Genomic DNA, 16,345 nt, shown 5'->3' on the forward strand with positions numbered 1-16,345 from the left:
TTCACATACAAGAAAACTTCTCCATATACGACTAGGCTAATTTCAATACTTCTATGCCAGTGAGGAGGAATATAATAGTGAAAACCAGTAGGTAATATTGTATCTTCTATATATTCAACCATTCCTGGAATTCTATCGCGTAATTTTATTTCTTCATATTTGCCTTGCCTGATTTTCAATAACCCACCCCCTTTTTTTATTATAATGGAGACGTCAAGTTTCTCCTTATCTTCCCACATTCAGTGTATATATAATTCCATTCGGGTTATAAAAATCAATCGAGTAGTCCTCATCCGAATAATAATTCATTTCAATAGGACCACGGATAAATTTCACCTTATTAACAGCAAGAAGCTCTGCTATCTCATCAACGCATTTCCTATAAATAGCTTGGTAACAAACATTCCTCGTTCCTAATGTTTTGTAATAAAACACCTATCCAAATAAAGGATAATACATAACACAGAATTCTTTTATTCAACTAATTAAATTACAAGGAGGAAAAACTGTGTACACAGAAATTTTTAAAGAAGTAGTTTCGATTACTCATCACGATTATTCAGGCTGTATAGATAAGGAAGGATGGGACGATCCTACTACTTATTTACAGACAATTGCGAAACTAGAGAGACAAGGAGAACTAACACCAGTACAATTTACTGATATACAAGAAGATGTGGATTTAAAGTTAGCATTACAACTGCTTCAAAACGAAGAATGGTAAAAAATAAAGGTAGATGTGAATCACACCTACCTTTTCTATTTCATATCAATCTTTTCTGGTTGAAACCAAATTGGCTTTAATAACTCAAAGTTTTTATGATCCTCTAAAACTATAGTAAGGCGTTCTAACGTATCATCTAACATATGCGGCGCTGCTCGTAAGGACCAGACAACTGATGAGAAAACCGTCATGCCAACGTACACCGCATATAATTTCCAGAACTCCTCTGGTATTCTCCCATTAAAGTATCCTTCTATTTGTCCGATTGAATATGGAATACTAATGTCCCTTGCAAATAGTGCAATTTTTACGAAATCATGAAGTGGATCGCCCCAGTCGTATCCATTAAAATCAACAACACCTACATACTTCCCATCCCGCACAATTATATTTTCTAAATGAAAATCATCGTGTTGAAATCGATTTGGGCGATTTTGTAAATACATTTCATTATCATCTATAAACTTTATGATTTTATCATCATTTTTTATTTTTATTCCACATGTTTTATATGCCTCTAAATATTTTCGGTGTTTTTTCATTGCTCTTTCATACCATGGAAGTATATCCTTAGGAGCTTCATATGTATGCATTTTTGCTAAATCTTTTCCTGCCTCTATACCAATATTATATTGTTCTTTGGGTGAATACGTAGGCAATAGCTTCTTCGCATCTTCCCCTTCTAAATATGAAAAAATGCCATAGCATAAACCTTCTTCTGCCAACAAACTCATTTCAATTGGCTTTTGTGCTTGCACACTACGGTTTTGCATTTCATATAAAATTTGAAACTCTATTTTCTTTCTTTCATACTCTTTTATATCGCCTGTCCGCAATAAATATTTTTCATTATTCGCATTCGTAATTATATATTTCTTATCAGGTGAGAAACCTTTAGAAATTTCTTCAATATTTGCTGCATCTTTTAATATTTTTATATTGTTTTGCCCTGCTGTAGTTGTTTTCATGTTTATTCCCCTTACATTTCTACATTTGGTGTATACGCTACTTCTATAATAAACCCATTCGGGTCATAAAAGTCTATTGTATAACCATCCGAATAATGATTCATTTCAATAGGACCACGTATAACCTTCACTTTCGTAATAGCAAGAAACTCTGCAACCTCATCAACTACTTCTCTATGAATAGCTTGATAACAAATATGTCATGGCCCTAAAGTCCTTACAATTTCCTCATCTACTTCTTTAAAATATATTTCACTTTCCCCCGTACTATATTCTACTTCATTTAATTTTCTCCATCCAATTATTGAAAACAATGTATCGTAAAAAGAAATGGATTCCTCTAAATTCGCTACCAAAAATTCGATATGATGAATACCAACTCGATGTGTATTCATATTAAGAATGCGACTCCTGTACTACTTGCACAATTTCCATTGGCGTATTGACCATATAATCCGGTGCATCTTTTTTTACTGTTTCAATGACATCATATCCCCATGATACCCAAATTACGTTTACCCCAGCCTTTTTACATGCAGCTACATCTCGCTGTTCATCACCGACATATAACATATCTTGTTCTGTTATTTTTTTTGATTTTAAAAATCTTTTTATCATTTTATCTTTACCGAACAAATTTTTAGAACAATACACTTCTTGAATATTTTCGATACCATTATTGTGTAAAAACGCCCGAATATGCTCTTCTGAGTTCGATGATATGACGGCAATCCCGTAGCCTTTTTTATGTAATTCATCTAATACATCCTTCATCCCATGGAACAAAACGAGATCTTTTATAGCGGGTTGATATAATTTATAAAACTCTAACGCTAATATCGGTAGTTTATACAGTGGTACATCGAGTTGTTTACATCTCTCTGGCATCGTTAATTTACGTAAATGCTCAATTTCTTCTTCCCTTACTGTTTTATAACCATGCTTTTCAGCAATTTGATTATAGATCGGTACAAATATATTTTGTGAATCTACTAATGTGCCATCAAAGTCAAAAACAATATATTTTTGCATCCCCATACTCCCTTTTCTTCTTTTTCTTAAACATATGGTATTCAACAGCATAGTTGTCTTACCCTTTTATCAACAAAAAAAGAACAAGATTTTCTCTTGTTCTTTTTAAGAAAGCCATTTTGGCGGTACATTCGTATTCCAATAAATATTTCCTAATTCATGATGTCCAGAGTATCCATCATCAAAACGATGATAGTGGAAATTGAAATAATAACCATCTTGCGGTGGATGATCTCTTCTTACATGAAATCGCAGTAAGTCATTTCCAGATTTCGTATCGTAAACGTGAAAAATCTTTTCATTATTTCCACCAGCTGGTTTCTGAGAAATCGATAATGATTGTAACGACTCCTCTGGTACATCATTGGCAAGCTCAGCAATTGCCTCTTCAATTTTCGGTAATATTACATCTTTAAACTCATCTTCAATTACTGGACCAATTTTAGTTCCAAACTTTTGCATCGACTGCTGCTCTGCTTCTTGCATTGCATAAGTAATAAAAGTATCGGTGGTTAACCTGTCATTCGCTTCTTCATATGTATAGGACGTACTCTCCAAATTTTGTTGCCCAGCTGTGCTCGTAGGCTTGTCCGCAGCTTTGGCATTATCAAGCAATATGGAAGGAGGCGTCACTAAACCAAATGTAAATACGGTAATTAATGCGACTAAGGTTTTTCTAAACCAATTTGGCATTTATGTTCCCTCCCCTTTCACTCATTATATTTTATATAACGGCTGTTTCTTCTATTATACAAAATGATTGTAATTTTTGCACTTTACAATTTTGTTAACGTTCACATATTTTTCACTTGAATATGAAATTGTAAGATTTCATACACTATATATACAACAACAATGAGGAGGCGACCAGATGACTTTAGATGCCCTGTACTCCGCCGCAAGCATACTCCTTTTAGTATATTTTATTTATCAGTGTGTTACAGACTAGAAAAAGAGCCGTTTCCGGCTCTTTTTCTATGGTAAAAATACAATCCAACCAATGAATGCTATAAAAATAACTCCAATAATTACTGCTGGCAATAAATAAAACTGTGAGAGGATGACTGTTGCGTACATAAATACGACTGGAAGGAGCAAATAACGATCCGCCTTCCACCTTAATAATAGTAATTCTCCTTCATCACAATATAAATGTAGAAACATTTTCTTCGTAAATTCATTCCAATAATCACGCGCATAGCGAGAAATAGCAACTATAGCAAATACAAGAATAATGGCTGTTATCCACTGCGGAGTCACGATAATACTTACAGTACTTATACATACAATTTGAACATAAAACATTAAAGCACTACTTGTACGCAAAAATTCTTTTAAAAAAGCTTCTACAATACGCGAATCAGATTTTTTTCCTAATATCTTTTTAGAACGAGGGAACATCCACGGTTTTTTATTCGAACTACTCGGCTTCGCAGCATGGCCACCAACTTGCATAATCCCTACCGTCCAACGCATACTTTCTTCTTTTTCTTTCTCAACTTCTTTAAAAAAGAAATTTTTATAATTCATCTTTTCTTTTACCAAGACTATAGTAAATAAAGCTGCTAGACCGATAAATAATATGGAATACAATGGATTTTTATAAATGAAAAATACACTGATTCCAAAAAAAATCAAACTAAAAGAAAATATAACATCTTTTATAATCAATAAAACCCATCGTTTCCCCACACGTACATTTATGAATCTCGTCAACAAAGATAGCATAAATCGAAAAACAGTAAAGAAAATCCAGAACAGTACGATTTGTATAATTGTCGCTCCCATACTTTTCATCAATATAGGCAACATAATGAATACTACAATTGCGTTCGTTATTGCAATCCGAATTAACGTATATATCATTCCAAGCTTCATTAATCTTCGCATATGATTTGGGTACGAAATTAAAAATAAGCTATCTGCTTGTTCAAAAAATGAGCGAACTCCTCTTGAAAATGTAACAAAGTAAAATGCAAGTAAACCTAATCCAAAATAAACGGTCTCTTCCATTGATAGTTCTTTTACCCATAATGAACGATAATACATTACAATAAATATAAGTGCGGGAATAACAATATATAATGCTACTGTCCAATCTGTTACAGAACGAATCGCTTTCCATTTTCTTTGCAATTCATGACGTAACCTTTTATTAAACTGTTGTTTAATCATTTTGTTCCCGCCTTACAATTGCATCGAAACAATCTAACAGTGTACTTCCTGGCATTTCTGCTAACGATTGGATCGCCTCTAAATGCCCATCTGCAACTAATGTACCTTGCGAAATGAGTAAAAATCTTTCACAAATTCTTTCAGCTGTATCCAGCACGTGCGTACAAAGTAATATACCTGCTCCTCGCTCTTTTTCTTTATATAAGTAATTCAAAAAGTCTTTCGTGGCTACTGGATCTAAACCGATAAAAGGCTCATCAATAATATAGAAATCTGGCTCTGTTAAAAATGCTAATATTAGCATCGATTTTTGTTTCATACCTTTTGAAAACTTTGATATGTATTCGTGTATATGTTTTTCCATTCGAAACGTATGTAATAATTCCCTTGCTTTGTCCTCCCAATTTCCCTCTTCATTTCCACGGGCAGCCATTAACAATTCAATATGCTCCCATAAAGTTAAATAATCATAATAAGTGGGATGCTCCGGTACATATGCATATGGATTTTTCTTTTCACCAAACGAGATTTCACCATCCGTATTGACAAGCAAACCGAGTATCGATTTAATTGTCGTACTCTTTCCTGCGCCATTTGCACCAATAAGAGCCACTAACTCGCCTTTTTCAATTGCAAATGCAATATCATGAACTGTCTTTTCACCAATTTCATATCCGGCTGAGCGGATATTCACCTTCAACATACGTTCCCCTTCTTTCCATTTCCAATACAATCAAGGAAAAGAATAACATATAGCTATCTATATATCATTATAAAATATTTATTTTCATAGCAGGAAAAAATATTTTTTAACAGAATATTAAATGTTGATTACATTTTATTGGAGTGAATAATATGTCTTTTCAAATTCGTGAAGCTACGATAGACGATATAGATGCACTTTGTTCTTTAACAAAAGAATTAAAAGGTTCCTCTATTTCCTATGAAGATATGAACAACCGATTGCAATTCGTACAAATGAGTCCGTTTGATTTTTTATATGTTTATGAGGAAGAAAAAACTATATTTGGATTACTTGGATTTCGTATACGTGAAAATTTAGAAGATGTAACTCGTTATGGAGAGATTTCAATTATTAGTGTTGATTCTACAATACGGCGGAAAGGCATTGGACAAATATTAATGGATTATGCGGAGCAATTAGCAAAGACGCATAATTGTATCGGCACATGGCTAGTCAGTGGAACAAATAGATTAGAAGCACATCCTTTTTACAAAAAATTAGGATATGAAGTAAATGGATATCGATTTGTAAAACATTTTTAAACTACTTTTTAATTGAAAGGACTAAAACTATGACAAACATCGAAGCAATTTTCATTGATCGTGACGGTACAATTGGCGGCGACACTACAATACATTATCCTGGATCTTTTACCTTATTCCCCTTTACAAAAGTAGCTCTGCAAAAACTAAAAGCTCAAAATATAAAAATTTTCTCTTTCACAAATCAACCAGGTATCGCAGATGGGATAGCAACTGTAGCTGATTTTACACAAGAATTAAAAGGTTTCGGCTTTGATGATATTTACATATGTCCTCACAAGCACGGTGATGGTTGTGAATGCCGTAAACCAAGTACAGGTATGCTGCTGCAAGCAGCTGAAAAACACGGGCTTGATTTAACAAAATGTGCTGTAATTGGTGATCGCTGGACTGATATCGTTGCAGGAGCAACAGTACATGCGACAACGATATTAGTTCGAACAGGCGCTGGATATGATGCTTTACATACGTACCGGGACAAATGGGCACATATTGAACCAAACTACATTGCAGAAAACTTTGAAGATGCTACAAATTGGGTTTTAAATCAACTATAATACAAATTAAAAAAGACGTTTTCACAATGAAAACGTCTTTTTTAATCTTATATTTTTTTAAAACGTTAATTCATAATGGAAATAACGATTATCTCTCAAATAACCATTTTCAGCGTATAATCGCTGTGCTGATAAATTATCAATCTCCGTTTGTAATTTCACACCTTTTGCACCATTTTCTAATGCAAATTCTTTAGCAGCTTCTAATAATTTTTTACCTGTTCCTGCTCCGCGCTTAGTGGCTTGTACAAACAGATCATTTAATATCCATAATTCTTTCATCGAAATAGAAGAAAATGATGGATATAATTGTGTGAATCCAATATATTCACCGTCTTCAACTGCCACGAAAATAACTGATTCTTTTCTCTCAATTCGATTTCGCAAAAATGCTTTTGCTCCTTCTATATCGGAATCTTGTCTATAAAACATACGATAGTTATTAAAAACTGATGCTAGTCCATCTAAATCTGCAATTGTTGCCTCATATATTCTCATTTTACTCCATTCCCCTTCCAATACTGTCTCATTATATCCGTTGCCCATTTAGGCTGTAGAATTTCTTCTTTCGGCATAAATTCTTTCATTATCGGCTTTATATCCAATATAGGGGTGCCATCAATAGCATCTAACCCCTCAACAATAATTGATTTACCTTCTCTTTTGATCACCTTTACAATTGTTGCTCCTATGCGATTCGGACGATTTTTCCCGCGCTGTGCAAAAATGCCTACTTTAGGATAATCATTATTATTTCTAGGATGTCTAGCAAAATATTGAATTTGTTCATCAGTTACTTTATGAAAATAAAAAACAACTTCAATATGAGAGAAATCTTCAATCCCTTTTATACTTTCCTCTGTATACATTTCAGTTAAAGTAATATAGGATCTTACTTCTCCCCACTCATCATCTTTTATTTCCTTTCTTTCATTATGTACAAATGCGATTGGTTGAACTGAAAACATACGCATTCCCCCTTAAATGTAACCACTTACATTATAAAATATTTTCTGAATGTTTTCCACAAACATGAATTAGGTTACATAATATAATTATAATCTATTTTGTAAAGCGAAATTAACCGCTTCAATTGCATGTATATGAGTTGTGTCAAATATCGGTATTGATACGTCTTCCTACTTTATTAATAATCCTATTTCTGTACAACCTAATATGATTCCTTGTGCCCCTTCTTGTACTAGCTCTTCTATAACTCTTTTATAATACTCTCTAGATTGAGATGTTATCTTTCCTAAACACAATTCTGTATATATTACTTCGTTTATCTTATCTCTATCCTTTTTTGATGGAACCATTACTTTTATATGATTCTCTTCTATGCGTAACTTATAAAAATCTTGCTCCATTGTATATTTTGTTCCAAGTAGACCAATCGTTTGAATACCTTTTCTTTTAATTTCTTTTGCAGTAGTATCAGCAATATGTAATACGGGAATGTTAATATTCTCCTTTATTTTCTCCACTACTTTATGCATTGTATTTGTGCAAATGATTATAAAGTCTGCTCCTCCATTCTGCAATGAATACGCCGCATTCCCTAATACTTCTCCTGCTCCATCCCAATCCCCGTTAGACTGGAATCGTTCAATCTCTTCAAAATCTATACTATTAATCAAACATTTTGCTGAGTGTAATCCTCCTAATCTACTTTTTATCTCTTCATTTAAAATTCGATAATATTCCGAAGTTGATTCCCAACTCATACCACCTATAAGCCCTATCGTTTTCATATAACCAACACCTACCTAAGCTTTTTTCTAAACTAATAACAATGTTTTATTATGTATATTATACACAATAAAACAAGACTTTAAATTTATAATATAAAGTCTTGTTTTAACTATTTCCAAGGAAATTTTATAAGAATATTCTGAAATTAACCCCCTAATGTTTTTATAGAATCTTCATATTGATAATTAAAACATTCTCGATACAACTGTTTAATTTCATTATAAGAAGGAACTCGCGGATTATTTCCTGGGCTACCACTTTCAATTGCATCCGAGGCCATTTTAGAAATAGCATTTTCAAACTCAATTTCATCAATTCCATATTCTTTTAAATTTGGAATACAAAGATCAAAACAAAGTTTCTTTATTTCAGCAAGCGTGTAATTCGCTACTTCTTCCTCAGAATATGAGTAGAGATCTTTGTTTAAATTGCGTCCAATCTCGGCTAACCTTTTCACTGCACTTGTTTTTGTGAACTCTAAAACTGTAGGTAATAGTATGGCGTTCGATATACCATGCGGTACATGAAATAGTGCACCTACTGGCCTTGACATACCATGAACTAACGTAACTGATGCATTTGAGAATGCAATTCCAGCTTGTAATGAAGCGATCATCATTGCTTCCCTTGCTTCCATATTATCTCCATCTTCATATGCAATACGTAAATATTTCATAATACTTTCAATAGCTGAAAGAGCAAGAACATCTGTAAGAGGTTGTGAAACTTTAGAAATATAAGCTTCAATTGCATGGCATAATGCATCTATACCTGTCGCTGCCGTAATATGAGGTGGTACCGAACTTGTAAAAATTGGGTCTATTATCGCAACATGAGGGGTAAAGCTTGGATGTTTTATCATCATTTTTACATCTGTTTTTTTATTCGTAATTACTGCTACACTTGTTACTTCTGATCCAGTACCTGAAGTTGTTGGAATTGCAATGAGTGGTAGTGGATCATTTTCTATTTCAATATCTTTTTGAACGTAATATTCAATTGCTCCACCATTAGTATGTAACACCGCTACTGCTTTTGCAGCATCAATACAGCTTCCTCCGCCAATACCTATGATAAAATCGCATTTTCCTTCTTTACAAATAGCTAACGCTTCTAATACGTGTAAATTTGTAGGCTCAGTGTTTACTTCATTGTACGTAATAACAGTAATCCCTTTCGCATTTAAGTGATCTACACATCTTTCAACATAACCCAGACTCTCCATCATTGTATCACTTACAATAAAAGCCCTTTTCCCTAACTTTCTTGATTGATCCCCTAGTTTTTCAAACGAATTTCTCCCATATAATACAGACTTCGGCATCCGAAACTCAGCAACTTCTTGCAAGTACTCCACCCCTTCTTACCCTAATTAATATTTTAGTCTAAAAAATATCAACTTAATAAATCTTTACAATCCATATAGTATCTATTTTTAATAAATTCCTGTAAGAGTATAGAATGCGATAACTAAAAATACAGCAACCGTTTTCAAAATTGTAATAGCAAATATATCTTTATATGACTGTTTATGTGTTAATCCTGTTACCGTTAGAATAGTAATAATTGCACCATTATGTGGTAATGTATCCATTCCACCTGATGCCATTGATACAATGCGGTGCATGACTTCTAATGGAATATCATATTGATTGGCCGCTGCAATAAATTTATCCCCCATCGCACTTAAAACAATCCCCATTCCTCCTGATGCTGATCCAGTAATACCAGCCAAAATATTCGTTGTTACTGCCCCATTTACTAATGGATTCGTGAAAGTTGCAGAGATGCTATCTCTCATAATTGCAAATCCTGGAAGTGCTGCAATAACACCACCAAATCCAAATTCAGCTCCTGTATTCATTGTTGCAAGTAGCGCTCCACCAATACTCGTATTCAATCCAGCTTGAAATCCAGTTACTACTCGTTTCCAATATAATAATAGCGTTGATAAAATCCCTATAATAAGTGCCAATTCTACAGACCAAATCCCAACTACCGCACTTAATTCAACTTTTCCAAATGTTTTCATACCAATAGCTGAGAAATCAAAGCCATTCGGATACCACTTTGGTATCATGATTGTGAAAACTCTATTCATTACACCTACTAAAATAAGTGGTACAAACGCAATTACTTGCTGTACTCTTGTAATTTCAATACTGCTTAATATCGGCATATCTTTTTGTTCTAATTGCAAAGATGCTGCCATTTCAGAATTCCCATCGTTAAAACCAAAATACCCTTCTCCTGCTGCTTTTGCCTTCTTACGCCTACTCTCTAAATAAAGTAAACCTAACGTTAAAACAAAAATTGCTCCTAAAATACCAAGTATCGGCGCTGCATAAATATCAGTTTTAAAAAAAGTTGTAGGTATTACATTTTGAATTTGTGGTGATCCAGGAAGCGCATCCATTGTAAATGTTGCTGCTCCAAGAACGATTGTGCCGGGGATTAAACGCTTCGGAATATCCGCTTGTCGAAACAACTTAGCCGCAAACGGAAATATAGCGAACACCACTACATACACACTAACACCGCTATACGTTAAAATAGCTCCCATTAAAACAATCGCTAAAATTGTACGTTTTTCTCCAACTAACTCTACAATCGTCTTTGCGATGGAATCAGCGATTCCTGACATTTCTACTACTTTCCCAAATATTGCTCCAAGTAAAAATACAGGGAAATATAGTTTAATAAATCCTACCATTTTCTCCATAAAAATATTAGAAAAGAAAGGTAATACAAAACTAGGCTCTGTTAAAAATACCGCAAATAATGCAAAAATCGGTGCGAATAATATTACAGAAAATCCTTTATATGCTACAAACATGAGTAAACTAAGTGCTAATAAAATAATAACTAGCTCCAATTATAACCCTCCTTTTAAACTGAAAATTCAATCTTTTAACGACGGACTTTCACTCGTATTTCGAGCCCTTTTTTCTCATGACATTCCTCCTCTTTTTATTACAAATTTTTCATGCTAAAAATGTCTAATTATAAGTATTCGATTACATATGTAAAATCCCTTTAAACAAAAACGCTTTCATCGTCATATGTTATAAAGGGATTTCTAGGTTCTATTTCTATAGTTTTATCGTACTATTCTCTATACAGAAGCTTTGTAACTCTTCGACATCTTTCACTATATGAATTGCCCTAGCATCACTCAATTCATTCTCATTACCATATCCATACAATACACCTATTGAAGCAATTCCGTTACTGCTCGCACCGATTACGTCATGCTTTCTATCACCAATCATCACCATTTCTTCTTTTTGAAGTTCTTCATTTGTTTGTAAAATATGAGCAATTATTTCTTCCTTTTTTATTCTTGTCCCATCTAAATCACTCCCAACAATCTCTTCAAAAAAAGATGTTAACTGAAAGTGCTCTATTACTTGTTTCGCAAATACAGTAGGCTTTGAAGTTGCTACAAACAAACGATTGCCAGCATCCTTTAATTCTTGCAATAGGATTGGAATTCCATCGTATACTTTATTCTCTAATAAACCACTTCGCTTTAAATATTCCCGAAAATAAAACACCGCTCGTTCTACTTCTATTTCATTCATATTATATCTATCTACAAAAGATTGTTGTATTGGTGGGCCGATAAATGAATCTAACTCACTTATATTCCCTTCTTCAATCCCCATCTTATTTAACGCATATAAAGCAGAATTAATAATTCCTTCTTTCGGATCAGTTAATGTTCCGTCTAAATCAAATAAAAATGTTGTATACATATTTAATCCCCCACTCATCCTACTTTAAATGTAATACTGAAGGTTTTTTACTACTCCACCTCTACTATACTATCATTATTTATCTTTTCAAAAAATTATTTTTTCTATGTTACATAGTTTCAGTTACAAAATACGGATAGATATGATAAAGTAAAAAAGTTACAATTAATTCAATAGAAACTGGTGAAACAAATGTCAATTACGCTAATTTTTATAATGGCTTTCACAATTGTCATCCACGCAGTCGAAACAAGTTCATATAGTATTCGATTAGCTGGTGTTCGTTTAAAAAAGATTGTCGTTGCCTTATCTGTCGTAGGAATGGTATTACTTATTTCAAGAACATCAAATTTACTACAAGCCTTTTTAATTGGCGGGATTGTCGATGAAGCAAAACGAGATGCTTCTATTAATTTAGAGCATACTATACGACTTGTACTATTATCTGCTTCTGTCGGTACATTACTTGCGATTATTCTTTATCCAACTTTGACAAAACTATTTGGATATGTCATTCGAAACTTTGAAACAGACGGTTCATTCATTCGAATGATGAAAACAAATAACATTCAAAAATTAAAGTACACAAAAAAATATGTACGCTTTCCAAAATTAGAAATGGTTCATAGACTGCGTATCGGTGGTATTCCAAAACGTATTATGCTTATTAACATGTTTGCTACCGCAATTTATACAGCGGGTGTTCTTTCAGCCCTTTACGCTTCTTTTCTAAATCCAGATTACGCAACAAATGCAAGTACAGCTTCTGGTCTTGTGAATGGTTTTGCTACTATTTTATTAACAGTATTGCTCGACCCACGCATTGCTCTATTAACAGAGCGAGCTTTACAATCAGAAAATGGTGCTGAATCTATGAGTAAAATGTATGGTTGGCTAATGATATCTAGACTTCTCGGTACTTTACTCGCACAACTGTTGTTCGTACCAGGTGCTTACTGGATTTTATGGATTATTGAACTGATGCATTAATTCACTCTCTAAAAAAGCAGGTGAAATATCAAATGACTATAAAAACAGAGCAAGACATTATTCAAATGATACAAAATGATAAGTGGATGATGGACGTACTACATACAGCTAAATCTCTCAAACTACCTGATTGGTGGATTTGTGCCGGATTTGTTCGTTCTAAAATTTGGGATACATTACATAACTACGAAACAAGAACGGCTACACCAGACGTCGATGTTATTTATTTTGATCCATTACATAAAGATGAGTCATACGAACAATCATTAGAAAAGGAACTGACAAATTTGAATGATTCTATCCCTTGGTCGGTTAAGAATCAAGCTCGTATGCATGTGGTGAATAACATGCCACCATATTCTTCTGCTGTTGATGCTATTTCTAAATTTCCTGAAACAGCAACCGCACTTGGTGTTACATTAGACGCGAAGAATAATGTCATATTAACATCCCCGTGCGGAATTGAAGATGTGCTTTCATTACAAGTGAAACCTACACTTCATTTTCTTGAAACGAAAGAACGAATACATATGTACAAAAAAAGAGTTATGAAAAAGAATTGGCAAAGCAAATGGCCCAACATTACAATCACTTATCCAGAAATTTAAAGAGGGTGCTTCTCATTATTAGAAGCACCCTTTACTTTTTCAATTCAAAAAATGAATGACTGTTTCAGCGAATCGATCCACTTCTTCATAGTGTGGTGTATGACCACTCTCTTCGAATATAATACACTTCCCATTTAGAGCATCTTTATTAAATGTTTCAATTTGTTTTTCACACGTTACTACATCATATTTTCCTACAATTAATAACATTGGATTTTCTACATCTTTTATTTTTGATAATAATGACGTATGAAATGCTCTTTCTGCTTTTAATCTATCAAAATGGATTTCGGAACGCTTTGAAAATTCTTCCCACTCTTCATCACTATATAAACTATAGTCAGTTTTAACCTCCTTATTTTCATAAATCTCCATTCTTTTTTCTTCTAATTCATCGCTTAATCTTATGTAAGCTTCTAGCAACTCTTCTGAACTAGCATTACTAGATGAATAAGCAAAGCACTCTTCTGCCGCTAATTCTTTTCCATACTTTTTTAATAAAATCCCTGTCTTTTGTAGTAAAGCCCTACTTGTTAATGCAAAATCGAAAGTCGGACCTTCAAATATTATTTTCTCTATTGAATTTGGATATGTCGCCGCATATAACAATGCTAAATATCCACCGAAAGAGTGTCCTATTACAGACCATTTCTCAATTTGCAATACTTTTCTTAGTTCTTCACAGTCTTCAACTAAATCATTTAATCCAAAAGGTTCTTCCTCAGTAATTCCTTCTGATCGACAAACTCCTCTTTGATCTATCATAATTACATATAAGGAATCTTTTAATCGTTCCGCTTGATGAAATGAAAAATCATAGCAACTCTCTCCTGGTCCACCGTGCAAATATAATATTGGTTTATTTTTAGGACTTCCATGTGTTTCAACGTATAGCTTTTTTCCTCTAATGTTCATGTATTTCCCAACTTCAATCAAATTAATTTTTATTATCATCACCTTCTTTTTTTACTGAATATTATAACATTTAACCTTAAATAATCCCTATTACATTTAAAAAGACGATAATTATTGCAAGTGGAGCTATAAATCGAAGTAAAAATACCCAGGTAGTAAATACTTTCTTTCCGTAATTTCCACCTACGAAAAATTCTGCTTCTAACACTTTCTTTTCCATTTTGAATGATACGAAAATACTAATAAATAGTGCTCCAAGTGGCATTAATATATTACTAGATAAGAAGTCTACTGCATCAAAAATATTTTTACCAAAGATTGTAATATCACTCCATATGCCAAATGAAAGTACTGATGGAATACCTACTAGGAAAATACAAAAACCGATAATCCATGATAGTTTGTTTCTTCTTTCTTGCTCACCATTTGCTAATGCTGAAACAACCGTCTCTAGTAGAGAAAATGCCGATGTTAATGTGGCAAATGTAAATAGCGCAAGAAATACGGTTAAGAACAATCCGCCGAATGGAATTTGACTAAATACAGATGGTAATACGATAAATAGTAATCCAGGCCCCTCCGTCGGCTCCATTCCTAATGAAAATACTGCTGGAAAAATAGCAAGACCCGCAAATAAAGAAACAAATAAATTTAACCCAACAATCGTAACTGCTGATTTTGGTAAACTTTCTTTTTTATTTAAATAGGAACTATACGTAACCATAATTGATATTCCGATACTAATCGCAAAGAATGATTGGCCCATTGCGAACAAAATACTTTCTGAAGTAATCTTTGAGAAATCTGGTTGTAAGAAAAACTTCACACCTTGCATCGCATTATCAAGTGTTAATGAACGAATAATAAGGGCGACAAATAAAACGAACAATGCTGGTAGCATATATTTACTTGCTTTTTCAATTCCGTTTTGTACACCTTTTGATACAACCCATATCGTAATGAACATAAAAGCGAAATGTCCAGTAATAGCCCAAACCGGATTTCCAATTGTTTCTGTGAATAATGCACTATAATTTTGTCCTGGAGTAATAAGTTGTCCAGTTACTCCTCTGAATAAATAAATTAATACCCATCCGCCTACAACACTATAAAACGAAAGTAGTATAAAACAAGTTCCAACGCCAAGGCGTCCTATCCAGTGCCAGCCTGTATTTGGTGCGATACTTTTAAATGCTCCAACTGCTTGTTTCTGTGTACTGCGTCCAATCATAAATTCAGCTATTAATAGCGGGAGACCAATTAATACAGTAAATAATATAAAAATTAAAAAAAAAGCTCCTCCCCCACTCTTTCCAGCAATATAAGGAAACTTCCATATTGCGCCTAGTCCAATTGCTGATCCTGCTGCAGCCATTATAAATCCTAATTTCGAAGTCCATTGCTCCGTCTGTTTCATCTTATTTTCCTCCTATTTAAATCTTTTTATATAAATAAATAAATTTTATATACCTATCCGAATAAACCCTCCATTTCTTTTTCTATAAAATAAAAAATGGCTCAGCATCTCTTTATATAAAGAGACGCTAAGCCATTTGCTTAACGCGGTACCACCCTT

The 16,345-nt window shown here is 33.5% G+C and carries 17 protein-coding genes, 4 pseudogenes and 1 other annotated feature (1 of these 22 cut by a window edge); of the genes and pseudogenes, 5 read left to right on the forward strand and 16 right to left on the reverse strand.

Annotated elements, in window-relative coordinates:
- A pseudogene (locus tag ACFWDE_RS23395) lies at positions 1-179 on the reverse strand (AraC family transcriptional regulator); the annotation flags it as partial.
- Between the two features lie 46 nt (positions 180-225).
- Positions 226-423: pseudogene (locus tag ACFWDE_RS23400) on the reverse strand (VOC family protein); the annotation flags it as partial.
- Positions 424-508: 85 nt separating this feature from the next.
- Between ACFWDE_RS23400 and ACFWDE_RS23405 the strand changes: the two are divergent.
- Positions 509-724 (forward strand): hypothetical protein, encoded by a 216-nt coding sequence (locus tag ACFWDE_RS23405; RefSeq protein ID WP_002148266.1) that lies wholly within the window; start codon positions 509-511, stop codon positions 722-724.
- A 35-nt stretch (positions 725-759) separates the two neighbouring features.
- On the opposite strand, the gene ACFWDE_RS23410 is transcribed toward ACFWDE_RS23405, so the two are convergent.
- From ACFWDE_RS23410 to ACFWDE_RS23435, 6 genes and pseudogenes are all read right to left on the reverse strand, one after another.
- Positions 760-1,692: an aminoglycoside phosphotransferase family protein gene (locus tag ACFWDE_RS23410; protein WP_002148268.1), complete on the reverse strand. Its 933-nt coding sequence runs from the start codon at positions 1,690-1,692 to the stop codon at positions 760-762.
- A gap of 11 nt (positions 1,693-1,703) precedes the next feature.
- Positions 1,704-2,087 (reverse strand): annotated as a pseudogene (locus ACFWDE_RS23415) (VOC family protein).
- 1 nt (position 2,088) lies between these two features.
- Positions 2,089-2,724 carry an HAD family hydrolase gene (locus ACFWDE_RS23420; RefSeq protein ID WP_377895020.1) on the reverse strand — a complete coding sequence of 212 codons (636 nt, stop codon included), beginning with the start codon at positions 2,722-2,724 and terminating at the stop codon, positions 2,089-2,091.
- 105 nt (positions 2,725-2,829) lie between these two features.
- Positions 2,830-3,417 (reverse strand): YpjP family protein, encoded by a 588-nt coding sequence (locus tag ACFWDE_RS23425; RefSeq protein WP_377895022.1) that lies wholly within the window; start codon positions 3,415-3,417, stop codon positions 2,830-2,832.
- A 282-nt stretch (positions 3,418-3,699) separates the two neighbouring features.
- Positions 3,700-4,899 carry an ABC transporter permease gene (locus tag ACFWDE_RS23430; protein ID WP_002148272.1) on the reverse strand — a complete coding sequence of 400 codons (1,200 nt, stop codon included), beginning with the start codon at positions 4,897-4,899 and terminating at the stop codon, positions 3,700-3,702.
- Positions 4,892-5,602 (reverse strand): ABC transporter ATP-binding protein, encoded by a 711-nt coding sequence (locus tag ACFWDE_RS23435; protein ID WP_002148273.1) that lies wholly within the window; start codon positions 5,600-5,602, stop codon positions 4,892-4,894. The genes ACFWDE_RS23430 and ACFWDE_RS23435 overlap by 8 nt, the downstream gene beginning before the upstream one ends.
- A gap of 152 nt (positions 5,603-5,754) precedes the next feature.
- Here ACFWDE_RS23435 and ACFWDE_RS23440 point away from each other — a divergent pair, with 152 nt between their 5' ends.
- A complete protein-coding gene (locus ACFWDE_RS23440) occupies positions 5,755-6,186 on the forward strand; it encodes a GNAT family N-acetyltransferase (protein ID WP_002148274.1) in 432 nt (143 codons plus the stop codon).
- A gap of 29 nt (positions 6,187-6,215) precedes the next feature.
- Positions 6,216-6,743, forward strand: a complete 528-nt coding sequence (locus ACFWDE_RS23445) for an HAD-IIIA family hydrolase (protein WP_002148276.1) — start codon at positions 6,216-6,218, stop codon at positions 6,741-6,743.
- Between the two features lie 57 nt (positions 6,744-6,800).
- Here ACFWDE_RS23445 and ACFWDE_RS23450 read toward each other — a convergent pair whose 3' ends face one another.
- From ACFWDE_RS23450 to ACFWDE_RS23475, 6 genes and pseudogenes are all read right to left on the reverse strand, one after another.
- Entirely contained in the window at positions 6,801-7,241 is a 441-nt protein-coding gene (locus tag ACFWDE_RS23450; protein ID WP_377895024.1) for a GNAT family N-acetyltransferase, read from the reverse strand.
- Positions 7,238-7,711, reverse strand: coding sequence for an SAM-dependent methyltransferase (locus tag ACFWDE_RS23455; RefSeq protein ID WP_002148278.1), 474 nt, complete (start codon positions 7,709-7,711; stop codon positions 7,238-7,240). The genes ACFWDE_RS23450 and ACFWDE_RS23455 overlap by 4 nt, the downstream gene beginning before the upstream one ends.
- 87 nt (positions 7,712-7,798) lie before the next feature.
- Positions 7,799-8,497: pseudogene (locus ACFWDE_RS23460) on the reverse strand (aspartate/glutamate racemase family protein).
- Positions 8,498-8,643: 146 nt separating this feature from the next.
- On the reverse strand, positions 8,644-9,846 hold the full coding sequence (locus ACFWDE_RS23465) for an iron-containing alcohol dehydrogenase (RefSeq protein ID WP_377895025.1): 1,203 nt from the start codon (positions 9,844-9,846) through the stop codon (positions 8,644-8,646).
- An 87-nt stretch (positions 9,847-9,933) separates the two neighbouring features.
- Positions 9,934-11,373, reverse strand: a complete 1,440-nt coding sequence (locus ACFWDE_RS23470; protein WP_377895027.1) for a GntP family permease — start codon at positions 11,371-11,373, stop codon at positions 9,934-9,936.
- A gap of 217 nt (positions 11,374-11,590) precedes the next feature.
- On the reverse strand, positions 11,591-12,256 hold the full coding sequence (locus ACFWDE_RS23475) for an HAD family hydrolase (protein ID WP_377895029.1): 666 nt from the start codon (positions 12,254-12,256) through the stop codon (positions 11,591-11,593).
- A 192-nt stretch (positions 12,257-12,448) separates the two neighbouring features.
- On the opposite strand from ACFWDE_RS23475, the gene ACFWDE_RS23480 reads away from it, so the two are divergent.
- Together ACFWDE_RS23480 and ACFWDE_RS23485 are read left to right on the forward strand one after the other, a co-directional pair.
- Positions 12,449-13,246 carry a lipid II flippase Amj family protein gene (locus ACFWDE_RS23480; protein WP_033706727.1) on the forward strand — a complete coding sequence of 266 codons (798 nt, stop codon included), beginning with the start codon at positions 12,449-12,451 and terminating at the stop codon, positions 13,244-13,246.
- Between the two features lie 32 nt (positions 13,247-13,278).
- Positions 13,279-13,854, forward strand: a complete 576-nt coding sequence (locus tag ACFWDE_RS23485; protein WP_002065159.1) for a nucleotidyltransferase family protein — start codon at positions 13,279-13,281, stop codon at positions 13,852-13,854.
- Positions 13,855-13,893: 39 nt separating this feature from the next.
- Here ACFWDE_RS23485 and ACFWDE_RS23490 read toward each other — a convergent pair whose 3' ends face one another.
- Positions 13,894-14,808 carry an alpha/beta fold hydrolase gene (locus ACFWDE_RS23490; RefSeq protein ID WP_201039343.1) on the reverse strand — a complete coding sequence of 305 codons (915 nt, stop codon included), beginning with the start codon at positions 14,806-14,808 and terminating at the stop codon, positions 13,894-13,896.
- Positions 14,809-14,845: 37 nt separating this feature from the next.
- On the reverse strand, positions 14,846-16,186 hold the full coding sequence (locus tag ACFWDE_RS23495; protein WP_002065157.1) for a sodium-dependent transporter: 1,341 nt from the start codon (positions 16,184-16,186) through the stop codon (positions 14,846-14,848).
- 117 nt (positions 16,187-16,303) lie between these two features.
- Positions 16,304-16,345 (reverse strand) — a binding site (T-box leader) (it continues 207 nt past the right edge of the window).

It is taken from the genome of Bacillus sp. NPDC060175 (assembly GCF_042728695.1).
In the GTDB taxonomy this organism is placed as follows: domain Bacteria; phylum Bacillota; class Bacilli; order Bacillales; family Bacillaceae_G; genus Bacillus_A.